Below are 18,253 nucleotides of genomic sequence, written 5' to 3' on the forward strand. Positions count from 1 at the left end.
TGCACCGCAAAATGAATGAATCGGCAAATGCGTCATTTTTTCCGCCGCTGCGCGGGATGCATGAGCCGACGCATCTGCACCATCGCCATTGGCGTCGAAAGGCTGGAGGCATCGCTAGCCAGCATCAGCTCGTTGCTGCCGCGCTTGACGGCGCGCGCAAGTACCTCGAAGACGCTCGCGGTGGCAAGCTGCAGCGCCTTTTCGTCTTCGAGACCGGACAGGAGACGCGAGAGAAAGACGGCGGCAAGCAGGTCACCGAGACCGTTCGGCGGATTGTCGACGACGCGATGCTCGGCGAGAAGCGCGTGGCGGCCGGACAGATAGAGATTGCCGGTGCCCCCTGACATCATCGGCACGGCCGACGTGACGAGCATGCGCGACGGCCCGAGCGCCAGCGCCGCCTCCATGATGGCGGTGTTATCTTCCAGCGCCGCCCCCGAAAGCCATGCGAGTTCGTAGCGGTTCGGCGTGGCGAGCGAGGCAAGCGGAATCAGATGATCGCGAATGGCCTCTGCGGTCGCCTGCGGCACATAAAGGCCGCCGAGATCGCCCATGACGGGATCACAGACATAGATGAGCTCGGGATTGTCTTGCCTCAGCGCGCCGATGAGGCGAGCGACAGAGCGTGCCTGGGCGGCATTGCCGAAATAGCCTGAAAGCACCGCCTTCACTTCACCGATCCAGGGCGCGCGGATCAGGTCGTCGATCGCCGCATCGAAATCGGCTTCCGCAAATGTCAGCCGCGTCGAGCGGCCGTGACCGGGATGCCAGGGCAGAACGACGGTCGGCAGCGCCCAGACCGGATGACCGAGCGTCTCCAGCGCAAAGACGGCCGCACGGTTTCCCACCGAGCCGCGCACCACATGACTGGAGATGACGATGACTGCGCCCGCTGCATTTTCCGACATGATACAAGGTCCGAATGATGATGGCGTTTGATGATCTTTTTGAAGCCGCGCTGTCAACCATTCTTCACGTGAGCGTGGAAATGTGCGGCGGAACGAAAAACCGGAAGAGAGGTCTTTCCGTTCGTTTTGGCCACGAAAGCGGAAAAATCTCTAACAAATTCCCATTTTCAGCATCAAAAAAGCATCAAAGCGGTTCCTCAAGCCTCTATTTTAGAGATTTTTTCGGGGAATCTTCTGCTAGCTTGCAGAAAATCAGTCTATTGCGGGAGGCGATTCATGGCTGCCAGAAACAATCCGAAACGAGAAAAGCAGATCGAAAGCGCGCAGAAGATCGCCAAGGCGACAGGCGAGCCGCATCTCGATCCGGAGATTCTCTTCGGCCGGGCCAGCAATGACGATCTCGAACTCTATACGCCTGAGATGCTGGCGCTCTCCGCCGTGCATTCAGCCAGGGAACTCGCCGCCTGGAACGGCAAGGCGCCGCGCGTCAGCATCGACACCATTGCCGATGTCACGCCTGGCGGCACCGCCGTTTCGGTGCTCTCGGTCACCGACCGGAACATGCCTTTCCTCTATGAATCGGTCATGGGCGAGGTGACGAGCACCCACCGCGATCTCTTCATGGCCGTGCATCCCATCCTGGTGATCGAAAAGGGCAAGGCGCCCACGCTTTATTCCGCCGACCATCCGAGCGATCCCGCCGCGCGTGTCAGCCATATCCAGCTTCATATTGCGCCACTCAATTCCAGCCAGGCCGCCGATCTCGTCAAACGCATCCAGACCGTGCTCGAACAGGTCCGGCTGTCGGTTTCCGACTGGAAGCCGATGCTTGCCAAGCTCGACGGCGTGATCGCCGAGCTTGCGGCAAATGGCGCTGGCCGCAGGAAAGCCGAGCACGCCGAGGCGGTCGCCTTTCTGACCTGGCTGCGCGACGAGAATTTCACTTTCCTCGGCATGCGGGAATATGTCTATTCCGGCAAGGGCGCCGACGCCAAGGTCGAGCGCGACAAGGGGGCCGGCCTCGGCATTCTCTCCAATCCGGATGTTCTCGTGCTGCGCACCGGCAAGGATGCCGTGACGACGACGCCCGAGATCCTTGCCTTCCTCGACGGTCCCGACTACCTGATCGTCACCAAGGCGAATGTGAAATCGATCGTCCATCGCCGGGCCTATATGGATTATGTCGGCGTCAAACGCTTCGACGCGCAAGGCAACGTCACAGGGGAACTCCGCATCGTCGGTCTCTTCACCTCGACGGCCTACACCTCGCTCGCCTCCGAGATCCCGCTGCTGCGTTCCAAGATCGAGAAAGTGAAGGAGCATTTCGGCTTCGACCCGATGAGCCATTCCGGCCGCATGCTCGACAACACGCTGGAATCCTATCCGCGCGACGATCTTTTCCAGATCGATACGACGCTGCTTGCAAGCTTTGCCGAGCAGATCAACGATCTCGCCGACCGGCCACGCGTGCGCGCCCTGCCGCGCATCGACCATTTCGACCGTTTCGTCTCGGTGATCGTCTACGTGCCGCGCGAGGAGTATGACTCGATCGTGCGCGAGCGGATCGGCACCTATCTGAAAACCGTCTATGACGGCCGTGTCTCGGCCTATTACCCGGCCTTCCCGGAAGGCGGCGTCGCCCGCGTGCATTTCATCATCGGCCGCTCCGGCGGCAAGACGCCGCGCATCCCGCAGGCGAAGCTGGAGCAGACGATCCGCGAGATCACCGCCCGTTGGGACGATCGTTTCGAAGCGCTCGCCGGACCCAAGGCGCCGAAGCTGTCGGTCGATCAGGCCTTCCAGGATTCCTTCACGCCCGAGGAAACCGTTGCCGACCTCGCCGATATCGGCGCCTGCGCTGCCGGCGAACCGCTCCGTATCCAGTTTTATCATCGCCAGGAAGAACAGGGCCGCGTCCTGTCGCTGAAGATCTTCCATTCCGGCGGTCAGCTGGCGCTGTCGCGCCGCGTGCCGCTTCTGGAAAATCTCGGCTTCAATGTCGTCAGCGAACGCACCTTCGACATCGGCGTGCAGTCCGCCGACGGACAAACGAAACTCGTGGTGCTGCACGACATGGAGCTCGAGACCCGCACCGGCAGCGAAATCGATCTGCACCGTTACGGCGCGGCCCTCGAGGAAGCTTTCGTCGCTGCCTTCGCCGGCACGATCGACAATGACAGCTTCAACCGGCTGATCCTGTCGGCCGGGCTTTCGGCGCGTGAAGCCAACGTGCTGCGTGCCTATGCGCGTTATCTCCGCCAGGCCGGCATCGCCTATTCGCAGGATTATATCGCAACGACGCTCGACAAATATCCAAGGATTGCCGGCGCCATCTTCCGCCTCTTCCACGACACGCTCGACACCAGGCTTTCGGAAAAGGCCCGTGTGAAGAAGCTTGCCGAGCTGCACCAGGCGATCGAAGCCGAACTCGCCGACGTCCCGAGCCTGGACGACGACCGTATCCTGCGCCGCTACGTCAATATCGTCGATGCGACGCTGCGCACCAATTATTTCCAGAAGAACCAGGACGGTTCGCCGAAGGCGATGCTGGCCTTCAAGCTCGATCCGCATCTTGTCGACGGGCTGCCGGAGCCGAAACCCTTCCGCGAGATGTTCGTTTACGGCGTCGAGGTCGAAGGCGTGCACCTGCGCTTCGGCAAGGTGGCGCGCGGCGGCCTGCGCTGGTCTGATCGCGCCGAAGACTACCGCACCGAAGTGCTCGGCCTCGTCAAGGCGCAGCAGGTGAAGAACGCGGTCATCGTGCCTGTCGGCGCCAAGGGCGGCTTCTATCCGAAGAAGCTTCCGGTCGGCGGCAGCCGCGACGAAATCTTCAATGCAGGCCGCGAGGCTTACAAGACCTATATCCGCACGCTGCTGTCGATCACCGACAACATCTCCGGCGCCGAGATCGTGCCGCCGAAGGATACGGTGAGATTGGATGGCGACGATCCCTATTTCGTCGTCGCCGCTGACAAGGGCACGGCAACCTTCTCCGACACCGCCAATGCGCTGGCGCAGGAAGCCGGTTTCTGGCTGGACGACGCCTTCGCCTCCGGCGGCTCGGCCGGATATGACCATAAGAAGATGGGCATCACCGCCCGCGGCGCCTGGGAAACCGTGAAACGCCATTTCCGCGAAATGGATATCGACATCCAGACGACGCCCTTCACCGTCGCCGGCGTCGGCGACATGTCGGGCGACGTCTTCGGCAACGGCATGCTGCTCTCTCCCAAGATCAGGCTCATTGCCGCCTTCGATCACCGCGACATCGTCATCGATCCCGATCCCGACATGGAAAAGACGCTGGCCGAACGTCAGCGGCTCTTCAACCTGCCGCGCTCGAGCTGGCAGGATTTCGACAAAAGCGTGCTTTCGAAAGGCGCGATGATCATTTCCCGCGCCGCGAAATCGGTCACGCTGACGCCGGAAGCGGTTGCCGCGATCGGCATCGACAAGGCGGTGGCCACCCCCTTCGAGATCATGACGGCGATCCTGAAAAGCCCGGTCGACCTGCTCTGGTTCGGCGGCATCGGCACCTATGTGAAGGCTCCGTCCGAAACCGACACCGAAGTCGGCGACCGCGCCAACGACCCGATCCGCGTCACCGCGACAGAAGTGCGCGCCAAGGTGATCGGCGAGGGCGCAAACCTCGGCGTCACACAGAAGGGCCGCATCGCCTACGGCCTCAAGGGTGGACGCTGCAACTCCGACGCCATCGACAACTCGGCCGGCGTCAACACCTCGGACGTCGAGGTCAATATCAAGATCGCGCTGGCGGCCGCCATGCATGACGGGCGCCTGACGCGCGCGAAACGCGACCAGCTTCTTTCCTCGATGACCGACGAAGTCGCCTCCCTCGTGCTGCGCAACAATTACCTGCAGTCGCTGGCGATCTCGCTGACGGAGCGCAAGGGCACGGCCAACGGCCTGGAACTTGCGCGTTTCATGACGGTTCTCGAAGGCGCCAAGCAGCTGAACCGCAAGGTCGAGACCTTGCCTGACGACGCCACACTTGCCGAGCGTTATGCCGCCGGCAAGCCGCTGACCCGGCCGGAAATCGGCGTGCTGGTATCCTATGCCAAGATCGTGCTCTTCGATGCGCTTGCTGCAAGCGACCTGCCCGACGATCCCTATTTCACCGCAACACTTTCCAATTACTTCCCCGTGAAGATGCAGAAGTCGAACGCCGGCGATATCGCTGGCCACCGGCTGAAGCGCGAAATCGTCGCGACGGTGCTTGCCAACGAGGCGATCAACCGCGGCGGGCCGAGCTTCACCGTTGCCATGATGGATGCGACGGCGGCTTCGGCGCCGGAAGTCGTACGCGCCGCGATCGTCGCCCGCGACGGTTTCGACCTGAACCGGCTCTGGGCCGAAACGGACGCTCTCGACGGCAAGGTTTCCGGCGAGATGCAGAACCGCATCTATGAGGAGATCAGCCACAGCTTCATCGTGCTGACGCGCCTGCTCCTGAAGACCGGTATGGCCAAGGCCGACATGGCCGAAGTGATTAGCCGGCTGCAGGCAGCATTGAAGAAGCTGAAACCTGTCTTCGCCGAACAGTCGGCCGCCGATGTCGCGACGCGACAGGCGGAATATGCGCAGGCCGGCGTGCCCGAAAAACTCGCCGCCGAGATCGCCAATCTCCACAGCTTCGCGCTGGTGCCCGAGATCATGCAGATCGCCGAGCGTACCGGTGAGCCGCTGGTGCGCGCCGCAGAGAATTACTTCGCGGTGTCGCAGACCTTCCGCATCGCCCGGCTGCTGGCGGCCGGCGGACGCATCCTTACCTCCGATCATTACGAGAACCTGGCGCTTGCCCGCAGCATCGACCAGATCGCCAGCGCAAGGCGTGACATCGTCATCTCCGCCCTTTCCGACCACGGCAAGGAGAAGCTGCCCGTTCAGGCCTGGCATGCGCAGGATCGCATCCGGATCAACCGTATCGTCGAGGAGCTTTCGAGCCTCAGCGACGGCGGCGATCCCAATCTTGCGCGTATTACCGTTGCTGCAGGTATCCTGACCGATCTTGCGCGCGACCGGGTGAGGTGAGACAGTCCGCTGCAAAAAGGAGCGGATGTTGAATCGCATCGACTGGACAGGAACGCAGCCGCCGAAGGCCACGGAGAAAGGCATCTGGGGGTGGATGTTCTTCGACTGGGCGGCCCAGCCCTTTTTCACGGTGGTCACGACCTTCATCTTCGGGCCTTACTTCGTCTCGCGCCTGACCGCTGACCCGGTTTCGGCGCAGACGACATGGAGCAACATGGCGACGATCTCCTCGGTGATCATCGCCGTGCTTTCGCCCGTTCTCGGTTCGATCGCCGACCAGTCCGGCGCACGCAAGCCCTGGATCGGCTTCTTCGCGATCATCAAGATCGCGAGCCTTTTCGGCCTGTGGTTCGCTGCCCCCGGTTCGCCGGTCCTCTATCCCGTGATCTTCATGATCCTTGCCTCGATCTCGGCGGAGTTTTCGATCGTCTTCAACGACTCGATGATGCCGCGCCTCGTCGGCAAGGACGAGGTCGGAAAGCTCTCCAATACCGCCTGGGGGCTCGGCTATCTCGGCGGCATGATCGTGCTCATCGCCGTCGTCACGCTGCTCGCGGCAAGCCCGGAGAGCGGCAAGACCATCCTCGGCCTTGACCCGCTGTTCGGCCTCGATCCGAAGACCGGCGAGGACGCGCGCATCACCGGGCCGATCTCGGCCGTCTGGTATCTGATTTTCATCCTGCCGATGTTCTTCTTCACGCCGGATGTCCGCAGAGGGCTTCCCTTCGGCACCGCTGTCCGCTTCGGCCTGCGGGAACTCAGAAACACGCTCGGCGAGCTCAAGGAGCGCCGCGGTATCCTGAAATTCCTCGTCGCCCGCATGATCTACCAGGACGGCGTCAACGGCCTGCTGATCCTCGGCGGCGTTTTTGCGGCCGGCATGTTCGGCTGGGCGACGATCGAGATCGGCATCTACGGCATCATCCTGAATGTCGTCGCGATCTTCGGCTGCCTGCTCGCCGGCCGTATCGACAAGGGCGTAGGCTCGAAGACGACCGTCGTCATCAGCCTCACCATGCTGCTTCTCGCCACCTTCGGCATCATTTCGACAGGGCCGGGTTACACGCTCTTCGGCCTGATGCCGCTGCCGCCAGCGGATTCCGGCGGCCTCTTCGGCACGGCGGCGGAAAAGGCCTATATTCTCTACGGCCTGCTGATCGGGCTCGCCTTCGGGCCGGTGCAGGCTTCGTCGCGCTCCTACCTCGCCCGCAGCGTCAGCCTGGAGGAAGCCGGCCGCTATTTCGGCATCTACGCGCTTTCCGGGCGCGCCACGAGTTTCATGGCGACACTGCTCTTCTCGCTGGTGACCTATATGAGCGGGTCGCCGCGGTTCGGAATGGCGACGCTGATCCTGTTCCTGGCGGGCGGCCTGGTGCTCCTGATCCGCACGCCTTATCCGGCCGACCGCGCGTAGGAAATATTACGCACGGCCGGACCTGATGGAAGCAGGACGGCAGTTCCGAGTCAGTGGCGGAAATGGCGCATGCCGGTGAAGACCATGGCGACGCCGTGCTCGTTTGCGGCATCGATGACCTCCTGATCGCGCATCGAGCCGCCCGGCTGGATGACGGCAGTCGCCCCTGCGGCGATCATCGACAGAAGACCATCGGCAAAGGGCAGGAAGGCTTCGGAAGCGACCGCCGAGCCCTTTGTCATCGGAACCGCAAGACCGAGCGCCTTGGCAGCCTCTTCGGCCTTCAGCGCGGCAATGCGGGCGGAATCGACCCGGCTCATCTGGCCGGCGCCGATGCCGGCCGTCTGGCCGTCCTTGGCATAGACCACGGCGTTGGATTTCACATGCTTGCCGACCTTGAAGGCGAACTTCATGTCCTCAAGCTCTTGCGCCGTCGGCGCGCGCTTGGTGACGACCTTGAGCTCGAGATCCTCGACCATGCCATTGTCGCGGCTCTGGACCAACAGGCCGCCGGAAACGGTCTTCGCCGTCAGGCCCGCGGCGCGCGGATCGGGCAAGCCGCCGGCAGACAGAAGCCGCAGGTTCGGCTTGCGGGCGACGATAGCCTTCGCCTCTTCGGTCACATCGGGCGCGATGATGACTTCGGTGAAGAGCTTGACGATCTCTTCGGCCGTTTCGGCATCCAAAATCTGGTTCAGCGCGATGATGCCGCCGAAGGCCGACACGGAATCGCAGGCGAGTGCCCGCCGATAGGCCTCGACCAGGCTCGATCCGGTGGCGACGCCGCAGGGATTGGCGTGTTTGATGATGGCGCAGGCCGGCGCCTTTTCCGGCAAGAACTCGGCAACGAGCTCGTAGGCGGCATCGGTATCGTTGATATTGTTGTAGGAGAGCTGCTTGCCCTGAAGAAGGAGAGCCGTCGAAACGCCCGGACGCTTCTCGCCCGTCACGTAGAAGGCGGCCTTCTGGTGCGGGTTTTCGCCGTAGCGCATCTCCTCCTTCAGCGCGCCGCCGATGACGCGGTGGCGCGGCGTGTCGATCGACAACGCTTCGGCGAACCAGTTCGAAATCATCGTGTCATAGGCCGCAGTGCGGGCATAGGCCTTGGCAGCCATGCGCTGCCGGAAGGCATAGGCGGTCTTGCCGCCATCTGCAGAGAGCTGCTCCAGGAATTCGGCATAGTCGGCCGGATCGGTCAGGGTCGTCACATAGGCATGGTTCTTGGCCGATGCGCGGATCATCGCCGGACCGCCGATATCGATATTTTCGACGGTCGTCGGATAATCGCCCCCGGCCGCGCGCACTTCCTCAAAGGGGTAGAGGTTGATGACGGCAAGATCGATGCCTTCGATGCCGTGTTTCTTCATCGCCTCCTGGTGTTCACCATCGTCGCGGATCGCCAGCAGGCCGCCATGCACGGTCGGATGCAGCGTCTTGACGCGCCCGTCCATGATCTCGGGAAAGCCGGTGATTTCGGAGACATCGGTGACGGCAAGGCCGGCAGCCGCGATCGCCTTGTAGGTGCCGCCGGTCGACAGCAGCCGCACGCCTCGCTCCGACAATGAGCGGGCAAGCTCGACGACTCCCGTCTTATCGAAGACGGAGAGGAGGGCGGTCTTGATTTCGACCTTGTCGGGGGCGGGGATCTTTTTGGAAATGACGGCCATGAAACCTTCTCCGTTCGGGCTTCGGGAGACATCCACGGGGGACGCCTGCATGCTGGCGTCGCGTTAGCACAGCTTTGCCGCCGCGCAAACAGGCGTTAGCGCATGATCTAGCCCTTACGGGACAGGAACCAGCGGATTTCGGTTTTCCCCGCAAGATCGAAGTCGATCTCGATCTGGTCCGAACCGCAAATGCCGGAGCTATCGGCAAAGAAGATGTCCTCGGAGATCAGCACTTCATTGCCGGGCGCGGAAAACAGCCAGCTTTCGCCATCCGGCGCCGTCAGCAGCACGGATTCGCTGTCGCTCTGCTCCAGGACGATCGAGGGGTGAATGTGAAAGCGGGCAACCGCTTTCAGCGGCTCGTCATTCTCATATCCTTCACGGACGAAGAGCCGGTCACGGCCCGTCACCATCGAACCGGCGGTATTGAGCGTCAACTCGCGCTCGTGCATCACTCCGAAAGCTCTCAGATAGCCGTCATGGCTGAGCTTGATTCCATCGCGTCCATCTTCCGTTTCGGCCCGCTCGACGATGACAGTTTTAACCGGCTCGATGATCGCGTGACTGAGAAAGGGAGAATGTGAAAATCGGCTGGATGAGGTATCGTTGAGGATGACGGTCGAATGCGCCGCCGTCGTGCGCGCCATCTGGACATAGCGATGCCCGGCAAATTTCGGTGAGCCGGAATTGACGATGAAACGATGGCGGCCGGACGACATCTCGAAGGAGAGGCTGCCGGCATGTGCGCTCCGCAGTGCGCCTCCCGAGGGCGGCACGCCGGTATCGGCAATGATGACAGTCTTTCCCGCGGAAAGCCGCTGATAGCGCGACTGCGGCAAAGCCTTGAACGGCTGGCCTGCCGTCTCGTCATATCTGAGCACGGACATCAGCTCGTTTGCCAGCGTCGAGGTGGCGCCGTTGAAGAGCGCCAGGTCCCCGTCCTGATGGCGGAAGAAACGCAGCGCCGGATACATACGGTCGATGCCCGAGATCAGCTTCTGCGGCAGGTCGTGGCCGAGATTGACATAGGTCTGCCGCAGCGGCAGCAGATCGAGCAGCAGTTCCAGGCCGGCGCGCGGGTTGCGCGACACATGGCCGCCATCGGGCAGAATCTGGCTATCGAATTCGCGGTCGAGCGCCTGCGCGGCTCTTTTCAGCGTGGACGCGCGGGTCGGCATGGCGACGGAGGCCATGGCAAGCGCAATACGCAGCCGGAATAGCTCCAGTCCGCCGAGCGTGAACGGCGCCATGCGGTGCAGGAACCTTACCTGGAACGCCAGCGACTTCATGAAGCGGCGATAGAAGCCGCGATCGGCATTCTGCAACACGACAGGCGAGTGCGACAGCCAGGCAATGACGCGCTGAGCGGTGACGTCGATCTCCCAGGCAATTCCCTCCATGCGGCCGGCATGGATCGAAAGCCAGCTGTCGACGATTGCGCGGGCAGCAGCCGCGTTGCGCTCCGTCTTGTTCGCCCGCATGTGCCGCAGCCAGCCGAAGCTGTGCAGGCGGATTGCGAAAGGGCGCGAGGGCAGGGTGAAGGTAAAGGGCGATTTTCCGCTGGTTTCCAGCATGCGCCCGGCCAGCAGGAAGCGTCCGTTCAGGATCTCGTCCGCCACATGCGGATCGATTCCGCGAAGGTCGGTCGGGGCGACGATGAGGCGCTCGGGCGGCTTGATCGAATGGCGGATGAGCTTCAGGCGCAGCAACGCGACGCGGCGCAAGGCGCGCCGCCAAGCCTCCCGAACATACATGCTCGCAAAACGCCGACCGGACTGCATATTCTATTGTCTATTGACCCTCGTGGTTAAGAATAGGTGAAAAGCGGCCGATTTCATCGCCCGCAATGAATTAATTCGTGACAAAGTTCGAATATACTCAAATTAAAGCGCACCGCCGGAAATTATGCGGCGGTTCTGCAAGCCATGATTAGGCTGTTCGTCGCAGCACGGCCGCATAGAAGCCGTCGAGGCCGGAGGCAAAACCGTCCGGCATTTTCAGCAGGGTGGGAAGCGTGCGGAATTCGCCGAGCGGGGTGATCGCCGCTTCGAGGCCGGGCCAGTCGCCGGCGCCGATCGCAACACGCTCGACTGCATCCGTATCGGAAAGAACACGGGCGACCACCTCCTCGCCCTCGGCTGGATCGAGCGAGCAATTGGAGAAAACCAGGGTTCCATTAGGCTTCAGCAATGTCAGCGCGTGACGCAGCAGCCGCTCCTGCAACGCCGCCAGCCTGGCGATATCCTCTGGTCCCTTGGTCCACAGCACGTCGGGGTGGCGGCGGGTCGTGCCGGTCGAGGAGCAGGGGGCATCGAGTAGGATCGCATCGAAACGCTCCACCGGCTCGAATTTCGTCAGGTCCGTCGCGATTGTCTCAGCCTTGAGGCCGAGCCGGTCGAGATTCGAGCGCAACCGTCTTAGCCGGCTTTCCGATTGATCGAGGGCAGTGACCTTGGCCCCGGCAAGGATGAGCTGCGCCGTCTTGCCGCCGGGCGCCGCGCAGAGATCGGCGGCTCTTTTGCCGGAAAGATCGCCGAAAAGCTTGGCCGGAATGCTCGCGGCCGCATCCTGCACCCACCATGCGCCTTCGTCGAAGCCCTCGAGCAAGGGAATGCCGCCCTCGAAGGCCGCAAGCCTCACACCGCCAGTCGGGAGGACAGCGCCGTTCAGCCGCTTTGCCCAATCTTCGGGATTCGATTTGACGGTCAGATCGATCGCCGCCGGCTCGAGCTGGGATTGCGAAATCGCCAGCGCCGCCTCATGGCCATAGGCCTTTTCCAGCCTCGCGATGAACCAGGCCGGCATCAGCGCAACCTTGCCGATTTCCTCCAGCACCGCATCCTTCTCACGGCCGAGCCGACGGAGGATGGCATTGACCAGCTTGGCGAAACGGCGATTGCGCGGATCTTGATTGGCCTGTTCGACGGCAAGATCGACGGCCGAATGATCGGGCACGTCGAGATAAAGGATCTGCGCCGCGCCGATGGCAAGAACGTGATGCAGCGCCCGCGCACCCTCGGGCAGCGGCGAATCCAGCAGTGCTGCGATGGCCGCATCGATGCGCGGCAGATGGCGCAGCGTCGTGTTCAGAATGGCTCGGACAAGCGCCCGGTCGCCTTCGCCGAGCACCTTATAGGCCGGATTGCCATGTTCGTGGTCGAGCGCGCCATCGAGCGGCAGTTTGCGATCGACAACGGCAGCGAGAATCTTCGCCGCCGCGGCCCGGGCCTGCAAGCCGGGCTTGACTGGCGCCGATCGAGGGGCGGAGGGCTTCTGTTTGCGGAATGGTTTCTTCGTGCCGTCTGAATTCAAGACCACGGACCTTTTGGCGGTTGCGAACCACCGCGACCCGTATTCGGAACAGAGCGCGATTTGCGCGAGGGATTAGCAGCACGCACAGGTCCCGTCGAGACATTCATGCCGCCCTGCGCCATCTCCTGCAGCGCCGCAATGCGGTTTTCCGTGTTCGGATGGGTCGAAAACAGATTGTCCATGCGCTCGCCAGAGAGCGGATTGATGATGAACATATGCGCGGTTGCCGGATTGCGCTCAGCATCCTCATTCGGAACATGGGCCGCACCCCGCGCGATCTTGCCGAGGGCGGAGGCGAGCCAGAGCGGATTGCCGCAGATCTCGGCGCCGCGCCGGTCGGCGGAATATTCGCGCGTGCGGCTGATCGCCATCTGCACCAGCATGGCGGCGAGCGGCGCCACGATCATCGCCATGAGGACGCCGATGAAACCGAGCGGATTGTTGTTCTCGCGGTTGCCGCCGAAGAAGAAAGCGAAATTACCGAGCATCGAGATCGCGCCGGCAAGCGTTGCCGTGATCGTCATGGTCAGCGTGTCGCGGTTCTGGATATGGGCGAGCTCATGCGCCATCACGCCTGCGACTTCTTCGGGAGACAAGGCGGCAAGCAGGCCCGTCGAGGCGGCGACGGCGGCATTTTCAGGATTGCGGCCGGTCGCGAAGGCGTTCGGCTGCGGATTGTCATAGAGATAGACCTTCGGCATCGGCAGGCCGGCATTGCGGGCGAGATCGCGCACGATCCGGAAGAACTCCGGCGCGTTGCGTTCATCGACTTCCTGGGCACGATAGGCCGAAAGCACCAGCCGGTCGGAGTTCCAGTAGGAGAAGAAATTCATGCCGGCCGCAATGAGGAATGCGATCATCATGCCGGCCCGACCGCCGATCAGGAAGCCGACAAACATGAAAAGCGCCGTCATGAAGGCAAGCAACATGGCAGTGCGGACGAGGTTCATTGCGGATCTCCATCTCCGATTTCGGCGTCACGAGCTTTCAATCGCTCCGCCGGCGCATTATGATTTGGTTATTCGCCGGTCATTTTCAATGTTTTCCGGCAGGAGAAGCCAATGCAGGAAGCCGATAACGACAATAGCGAAATCCCGGCAGCCGAGGGATCGGAGCCGCCGCGAAAGATACTGTCTCCGGCTGCCAGGCGCGCGCTTGCCGAAGCCGAGGAACGGCGGAAGAACCAGCAACCCTTGGAACTGCCGCCCGAGATCGGCGGCCGCGGCGGCGCCGAGCCCGCCCGCTTCGGCGACTACGAGATCAATGGCCGGGCTATCGATTTCTAACGGATACTAAGAGATTTATATCTGCACGCCCGGTTAAGAATCATCTAATTTAGAATCTTGTGTTGATTGAGGGGATTCAAATTGATCTTTTATACTCCGTGTGAAGCCCTACGCTTGGGAAAGTGCCTTGAGTTGCGATATGACAGCTTTGTCCGCGTCGTTGAGGTCCACGCGGTCGGCTCTACACACGAGGGGCACGACATTATGCGTGTCTGGCAAGTCCGAGGAGGTAGTAATAGCGGCGAGCGCCACGGATGGAAGCTCATGAGACTCGACGAAACGTTCTCTGCTCATGTCATTGACGAAAAATCTGGTGCGCCACGTAACGGATATAAACGGGACGACAAACTCATGGTTTCTATAAGATGCCAAGTCTAGTCCGAGACAATCAAACTTCTCCCCAATCAAAGCAACATGAAGGAGCAGCGTCTTTCAGAAATCGGTCTTGTCGCGGACATATTGGATGCCCGAATCTCGTTTATGGTGAGACCTAACTTGTTTTTCGAGCTATCCTTAAAGCACTCCCATTTGTTTCTGGATAACTCTTGGTCTTCTTTTGTGATTTCTGATTGTCCATGATCAAACGCTATCTATTTTCAGATGAGGCGGGCTGCATGACATTCAACAGAAACCAGAATGTCAGCAAATACTTCATAATCTGTACGGTGAGCACATCGAGCTTGAATGCGGGGCATGCTCTACACGACCTTCGTCATGAGCTTCTCACTGAAGGCGCCGAACTTGGCGACTATTTCCACGCGACCGCTGATAAGCAAGCCGTTCGCGATCGTGTCTTTACGACAATCCTGAAACATGATTTGAAGTCCAAGCTACTATCTGCGAAAAAGCGAAAGCTCAGCCTCAGGTTACTGCATCGAAGGCACGGTTCTACAAGGTGCCTTGGTACTATCACCTGAGGTTTGGACTGGCGCCGTACGTTCCCGCCGATTCACACCTGATTGTAACGGCCGCTTCAATTGGAACAAGGAAGGAGAGAGCCACATATATCAACGGCCTAAGCGATGTCGCCAGCCAGAACATCAAGAGTTCCACATGGTGCGTCGATTTCAGGCCGGCCATGGCCGATTGTTGGCTGCAAATTGCCGATTATTGCGCGTGGGCCATTCAGCGAAAATGGGAACTTGGTGACAAAAGAACTTACGACCTAATCCAACCTCGTATCACTTACGAATACGACATTTGGCAAAAAGGCACAAAGCTATACTATTAAAAGTTGTAGCCCGCCAAACCGGCAATTCTTGGCTATCTCAGAGGAGGCCCAGGGGCCGCTTCGCCAAGCAAAGGCTACCATGTGCTTATAGACATGGTATAAAAAAGAGTCAATAGAATCATTGGCTTGCGCGCACGAAATTGAATCAAGCCGTTGTATTGATTCGCTTCTTTCAGCACCATCCTTCATAGGCGAGCGCCTTTCCAAGGCACAAGAAAGCATATTTATTGCTCGACTAAACATCGTTCACGTGCGTGCGCCAGTTGCCGCTGCCGATGAAGCCTCTCGTCAAATGCGTGGAAAATGAGCCGCCCCAGGAGAGGGCGGCTCTAAATATCAGGCGGTCACCTTGTTCTGCCGGTTGGCGATCAGATCGTCGACGACGGCTGGATCGGCGAGCGTCGAAGTGTCGCCAAGGGCGCCGAAATCGTCTTCGGCGATCTTGCGCAGGATGCGGCGCATGATCTTGCCGGAGCGGGTCTTCGGCAGGCCGGGCGCGAACTGGATCTTGTCGGGCGCGGCGATCGGGCCGATTTCGGCGCGGACATGTTTCACCAGTTCCTGGCGAAGCGTATCGGTGCCTTCGTGGCCGGCCATCAAAGTCACATAGCAATAGATGCCCTGGCCCTTGATCGCATGGGGATAACCGACGACCGCGGCTTCCGAAACCAGGCTGTGCGAAACGAGCGCCGATTCCACCTCCGCCGTGCCGAGCCGGTGGCCCGAGACGTTGAGCACGTCGTCGACGCGGCCGGTGATCCAGTAATAGCCGTCCGCATCGCGCCGGCAGCCGTCGCCGGTGAAATATTTCCCCTTGTAGGTGGAGAAATAGGTCTGGATGAAGCGCTCGTGGTCGCCATAAACAGTGCGCATCTGCCCCGGCCAGCTGTCGGTGATGCAGAGATTGCCGTCTGCAGCGCCTTCCAGCACCTTGCCCTCATTGTCGACCAGCTGCGGCTTGACGCCGAAGAACGGCGTCGTCGCCGAACCCGGCTTCAGGTCGGTGGCGCCGGGCAGCGGCGTGATCATGTGGCCGCCGGTTTCCGTCTGCCACCAGGTATCGATGACGGGGCAACGCTTGTCGCCGACGACATTGTAGTACCATTCCCAGGCTTCGGGATTGATCGGTTCGCCCACAGTGCCGAGCAGGCGCAGCGAAGAGCGCGAAGTGCGCGTAACGAAATCGTCGCCGGCACCCATCAGCGAGCGGATCGCCGTCGGCGCGGTATAGAAGATGTTGACCTTGTGCTTGTCGATGACTTCCCAGAAACGGCCCTGGTCCGGAAAATTCGGCACGCCCTCGAACATCAGCGTCGTCGCGCAGTTGGCGAGCGGCCCGTAGACGATATAGGAGTGGCCGGTGACCCAGCCGACATCGGCCGTGCACCAGTAGACGTCGCCATGATGGTAGTCGAAGACATATTCATGTGTCATCGACGCATAGACGAGGTAGCCGCCCGTCGTGTGCAGCACGCCCTTCGGCTTGCCTGTCGAGCCCGACGTATAAAGGATGAAGAGCGGATCTTCCGCCTTCATCTTCACCGGCGGGCACTCCGCCTTCACCGTGGCGACTTCCTGATGGTACCAGAGGTCGCGGCCGGGCGCCCAGCCGGTCTTGCCGCCGGTGCGGCGCACGACCAGAACCTTGTCCACGATCACGTGCTGGCGGGCGGCGATGTGGATCGCCGTATCGGTATTGTCCTTCAGCGGCACCGGCTTGCCGCCGCGCACGCCCTCGTCGCAGGTGATGACGAAGGTGGATTCGCAGTCGACGATGCGGCCTGCCAAGGCCTCGGGCGAGAAGCCGCCGAAGACCACCGAATGCACCGCGCCGATGCGGGCGCAGGCGAGCATCGCGTAAGCCGCCTCGGGGATCATCGGCATGTAGATGGTGACGCGATCGCCCTTCTTGACGCCGTGCTTCTTGAGCACGTTCGCCATCCGGCAGACATGCTCGTAAAGCTCGTTATAGGTGATCTTCTTGTCGACGTAGGGATTGTCGCCTTCCCAGATGATCGCCACCTGGTCGCCATTCGTCTTCAGATGGCGGTCGATGCAATTATAGGAGACGTTCGTCTGTCCGTCCTCGAACCACTTGATCGAGACCTTGCCGGTAAAGGACGTGTTCTTGACTTTGGTGTAGGGCTTGTACCAGTCGATGCGCTTGCCGTGCTTGCCCCAGAACTTGTCCGGGTCCTCGACGCTTTCCTCGTACCATTTCAGGTACTTCTCCTTATCGATCAGGGCACGCGCCTTCACCGGCTTCGGCACCGGATGGATCTTCTCCGACATGGAACTCCTCCTCATGGGACATGCGACGGGCCAAGCGATTTATGAGCCCGGACTTCAAATCAGGGCAATTCATAGCAGGTCGCATCGCCACGGCAATTAGACAAAGGTCATTTGATTTCGGAAGAATTGCAATTCTGCGACAGTACGGTTATATAGCGGCATATTTCCCGGACATTGTGGTGACAATCCACGGACCGCGACCGGCGCGGACGATAGAAGGACTATATCCATGGCTCAAACATTGCTCATGCCGAAGGCGACTGCCATCTGGCTTGTCGACAACACGGCGCTGTCTTTCGATCAGATCGCCCAGTTCTGCAAACTGCATCCGCTGGAAGTCAAGGCGATCGCCGACGGCGAAGCGGCGCAGGGCATCAAGGGCCTTGATCCGATCTCGACGGGACAGCTCTCCCGCGACGAGATTGCTCGCGCCGAAGCCAATCCGAACCACAAGCTGAAACTTTCCGAGCCGAAGGTTCGCGTGCCGGAATCCAAGCGCCGCGGCCCGCGTTATACCCCGGTTTCCAAGCGCCAGGACCGCCCGAACGCCATTCTCTGGCTCGTTCGCAACCATCCGGAGCTGAAGGACGCGCAGATTTCCCGCCTCGTCGGCACGACGAAGTCGACTATCGAGCAAATCCGCGAGCGCACCCACTGGAACTCCGCCAACCTGGCGCCGATGGATCCGGTGACACTCGGCCTCTGCAGCCAGATCGACCTCGACATGGAAGTGGAAAAGGCCTCCAAGGGCCGTCCGCTGCCGACCGCCGCCGAGCTTGGCGCAACGCTGCAATCGGCTCAGGAGACCGAACGCCTGACCCCGAGCTACGAGCGCGAAGAGGAAAAGGAAATCGACGCCGACGCCGTCTTCCGCAAGCTGAGCTCGCTGCGCTCAGCCCCGAAGGACGAAGACGACGAAGATCAGTACTGAGATACCATCTCTCTCATCAAAAACCCCGCCGAGTCTGAACTGACCCCCGAAAGTTGGACACCCAACTTCGGGGGTTTTGCATGTCCAAATACAGCACGTCGTTCAAGCAGAGTGTTGTGGAGTTTTACAGCGGCGGCAAGCGTAGCGTGCGTGAGGTGAG

At 61.0% G+C, this 18,253-nt stretch carries 10 protein-coding genes; 4 read left to right on the plus strand and 6 right to left on the minus strand.

Features of this window, described 5'->3' with window-relative positions; genetic code table 11:
- Window positions 1–32: 32 nt before the first annotated feature.
- On the minus strand, window positions 33–908 hold the full coding sequence (gene pdxY / locus ATY78_RS18945; RefSeq protein WP_088683855.1) for a pyridoxal kinase PdxY: 876 nt from the start codon (window positions 906–908) through the stop codon (window positions 33–35).
- Between the two features lie 276 nt (window positions 909–1,184).
- Between pdxY and ATY78_RS18955 the strand changes: the two genes are divergently transcribed.
- Entirely contained in the window at window positions 1,185–5,960 is a 4,776-nt protein-coding gene (locus ATY78_RS18955; RefSeq protein ID WP_088683856.1) for an NAD-glutamate dehydrogenase, read from the plus strand.
- A gap of 25 nt (window positions 5,961–5,985) precedes the next feature.
- Complete coding sequence (locus ATY78_RS18960) at window positions 5,986–7,374, plus strand: MFS transporter (RefSeq protein ID WP_088683857.1); 1,389 nt, start codon at window positions 5,986–5,988, stop codon at window positions 7,372–7,374.
- Window positions 7,375–7,424: 50 nt separating this feature from the next.
- On the opposite strand, the gene purH is transcribed toward ATY78_RS18960, so the two are convergent.
- The 4 genes from purH to htpX form a co-directional block, all read right to left on the minus strand.
- The gene (purH, locus tag ATY78_RS18965) at window positions 7,425–9,041 is read right to left on the minus strand and encodes a bifunctional phosphoribosylaminoimidazolecarboxamide formyltransferase/IMP cyclohydrolase (RefSeq protein ID WP_088683858.1); all 1,617 of its coding nucleotides are present in this window, start codon (window positions 9,039–9,041) and stop codon (window positions 7,425–7,427) included.
- Between the two features lie 107 nt (window positions 9,042–9,148).
- Window positions 9,149–10,822, minus strand: coding sequence for a heparinase II/III family protein (locus ATY78_RS18970; protein ID WP_088683859.1), 1,674 nt, complete (start codon window positions 10,820–10,822; stop codon window positions 9,149–9,151).
- A gap of 148 nt (window positions 10,823–10,970) precedes the next feature.
- Window positions 10,971–12,359: an RsmB/NOP family class I SAM-dependent RNA methyltransferase gene (locus ATY78_RS18975; protein WP_088683860.1), complete on the minus strand. Its 1,389-nt coding sequence runs from the start codon at window positions 12,357–12,359 to the stop codon at window positions 10,971–10,973.
- A complete protein-coding gene (gene htpX / locus ATY78_RS18980) occupies window positions 12,350–13,303 on the minus strand; it encodes a zinc metalloprotease HtpX (RefSeq protein ID WP_088683861.1) in 954 nt (317 codons plus the stop codon). The genes ATY78_RS18975 and htpX overlap by 10 nt, the downstream gene beginning before the upstream one ends.
- 111 nt (window positions 13,304–13,414) lie before the next feature.
- Here htpX and ATY78_RS18985 point away from each other — a divergent pair, with 111 nt between their 5' ends.
- Window positions 13,415–13,639, plus strand: coding sequence for a DUF1674 domain-containing protein (locus ATY78_RS18985; RefSeq protein WP_088683862.1), 225 nt, complete (start codon window positions 13,415–13,417; stop codon window positions 13,637–13,639).
- Between the two features lie 1,567 nt (window positions 13,640–15,206).
- On the opposite strand, the gene acs is transcribed toward ATY78_RS18985, so the two are convergent.
- Window positions 15,207–17,162 (minus strand): acetate--CoA ligase, encoded by a 1,956-nt coding sequence (gene acs, locus ATY78_RS18995; RefSeq protein WP_088683864.1) that lies wholly within the window; start codon window positions 17,160–17,162, stop codon window positions 15,207–15,209.
- A gap of 229 nt (window positions 17,163–17,391) precedes the next feature.
- On the opposite strand from acs, the gene ATY78_RS19000 reads away from it, so the two are divergent.
- Complete coding sequence (locus tag ATY78_RS19000; RefSeq protein ID WP_088675408.1) at window positions 17,392–18,093, plus strand: DUF1013 domain-containing protein; 702 nt, start codon at window positions 17,392–17,394, stop codon at window positions 18,091–18,093.
- The last annotated feature ends 160 nt before the right edge of the window (window positions 18,094–18,253 follow it).

This window comes from Rhizobium sp. R635 (genome assembly GCF_002211285.1).
GTDB lineage: Bacteria > Pseudomonadota > Alphaproteobacteria > Rhizobiales > Rhizobiaceae > Rhizobium.

Excerpts from the sequence above, each read along its gene's own strand:
- pdxY (WP_088683855.1), bottom strand. The coding sequence starts at position 908 with ATGTCGGAAAATGCAGCGGGCGCAGTCATCGTCATCTCCAGTCATGTG.
- ATY78_RS18955 (WP_088683856.1), top strand. The coding sequence starts at position 1,185 with ATGGCTGCCAGAAACAATCCGAAACGAGAAAAGCAGATCGAAAGCGCG.
- ATY78_RS18960 (WP_088683857.1), top strand. The coding sequence starts at position 5,986 with ATGTTGAATCGCATCGACTGGACAGGAACGCAGCCGCCGAAGGCCACG.
- purH (WP_088683858.1), bottom strand. The coding sequence starts at position 9,041 with ATGGCCGTCATTTCCAAAAAGATCCCCGCCCCCGACAAGGTCGAAATC.
- ATY78_RS18970 (WP_088683859.1), bottom strand. The coding sequence starts at position 10,822 with ATGCAGTCCGGTCGGCGTTTTGCGAGCATGTATGTTCGGGAGGCTTGG.
- htpX (WP_088683861.1), bottom strand. The coding sequence starts at position 13,303 with ATGAACCTCGTCCGCACTGCCATGTTGCTTGCCTTCATGACGGCGCTT.
- ATY78_RS18985 (WP_088683862.1), top strand. The coding sequence starts at position 13,415 with ATGCAGGAAGCCGATAACGACAATAGCGAAATCCCGGCAGCCGAGGGA.
- acs (WP_088683864.1), bottom strand. The coding sequence starts at position 17,162 with ATGTCGGAGAAGATCCATCCGGTGCCGAAGCCGGTGAAGGCGCGTGCC.
- ATY78_RS19000 (WP_088675408.1), top strand. The coding sequence starts at position 17,392 with ATGGCTCAAACATTGCTCATGCCGAAGGCGACTGCCATCTGGCTTGTC.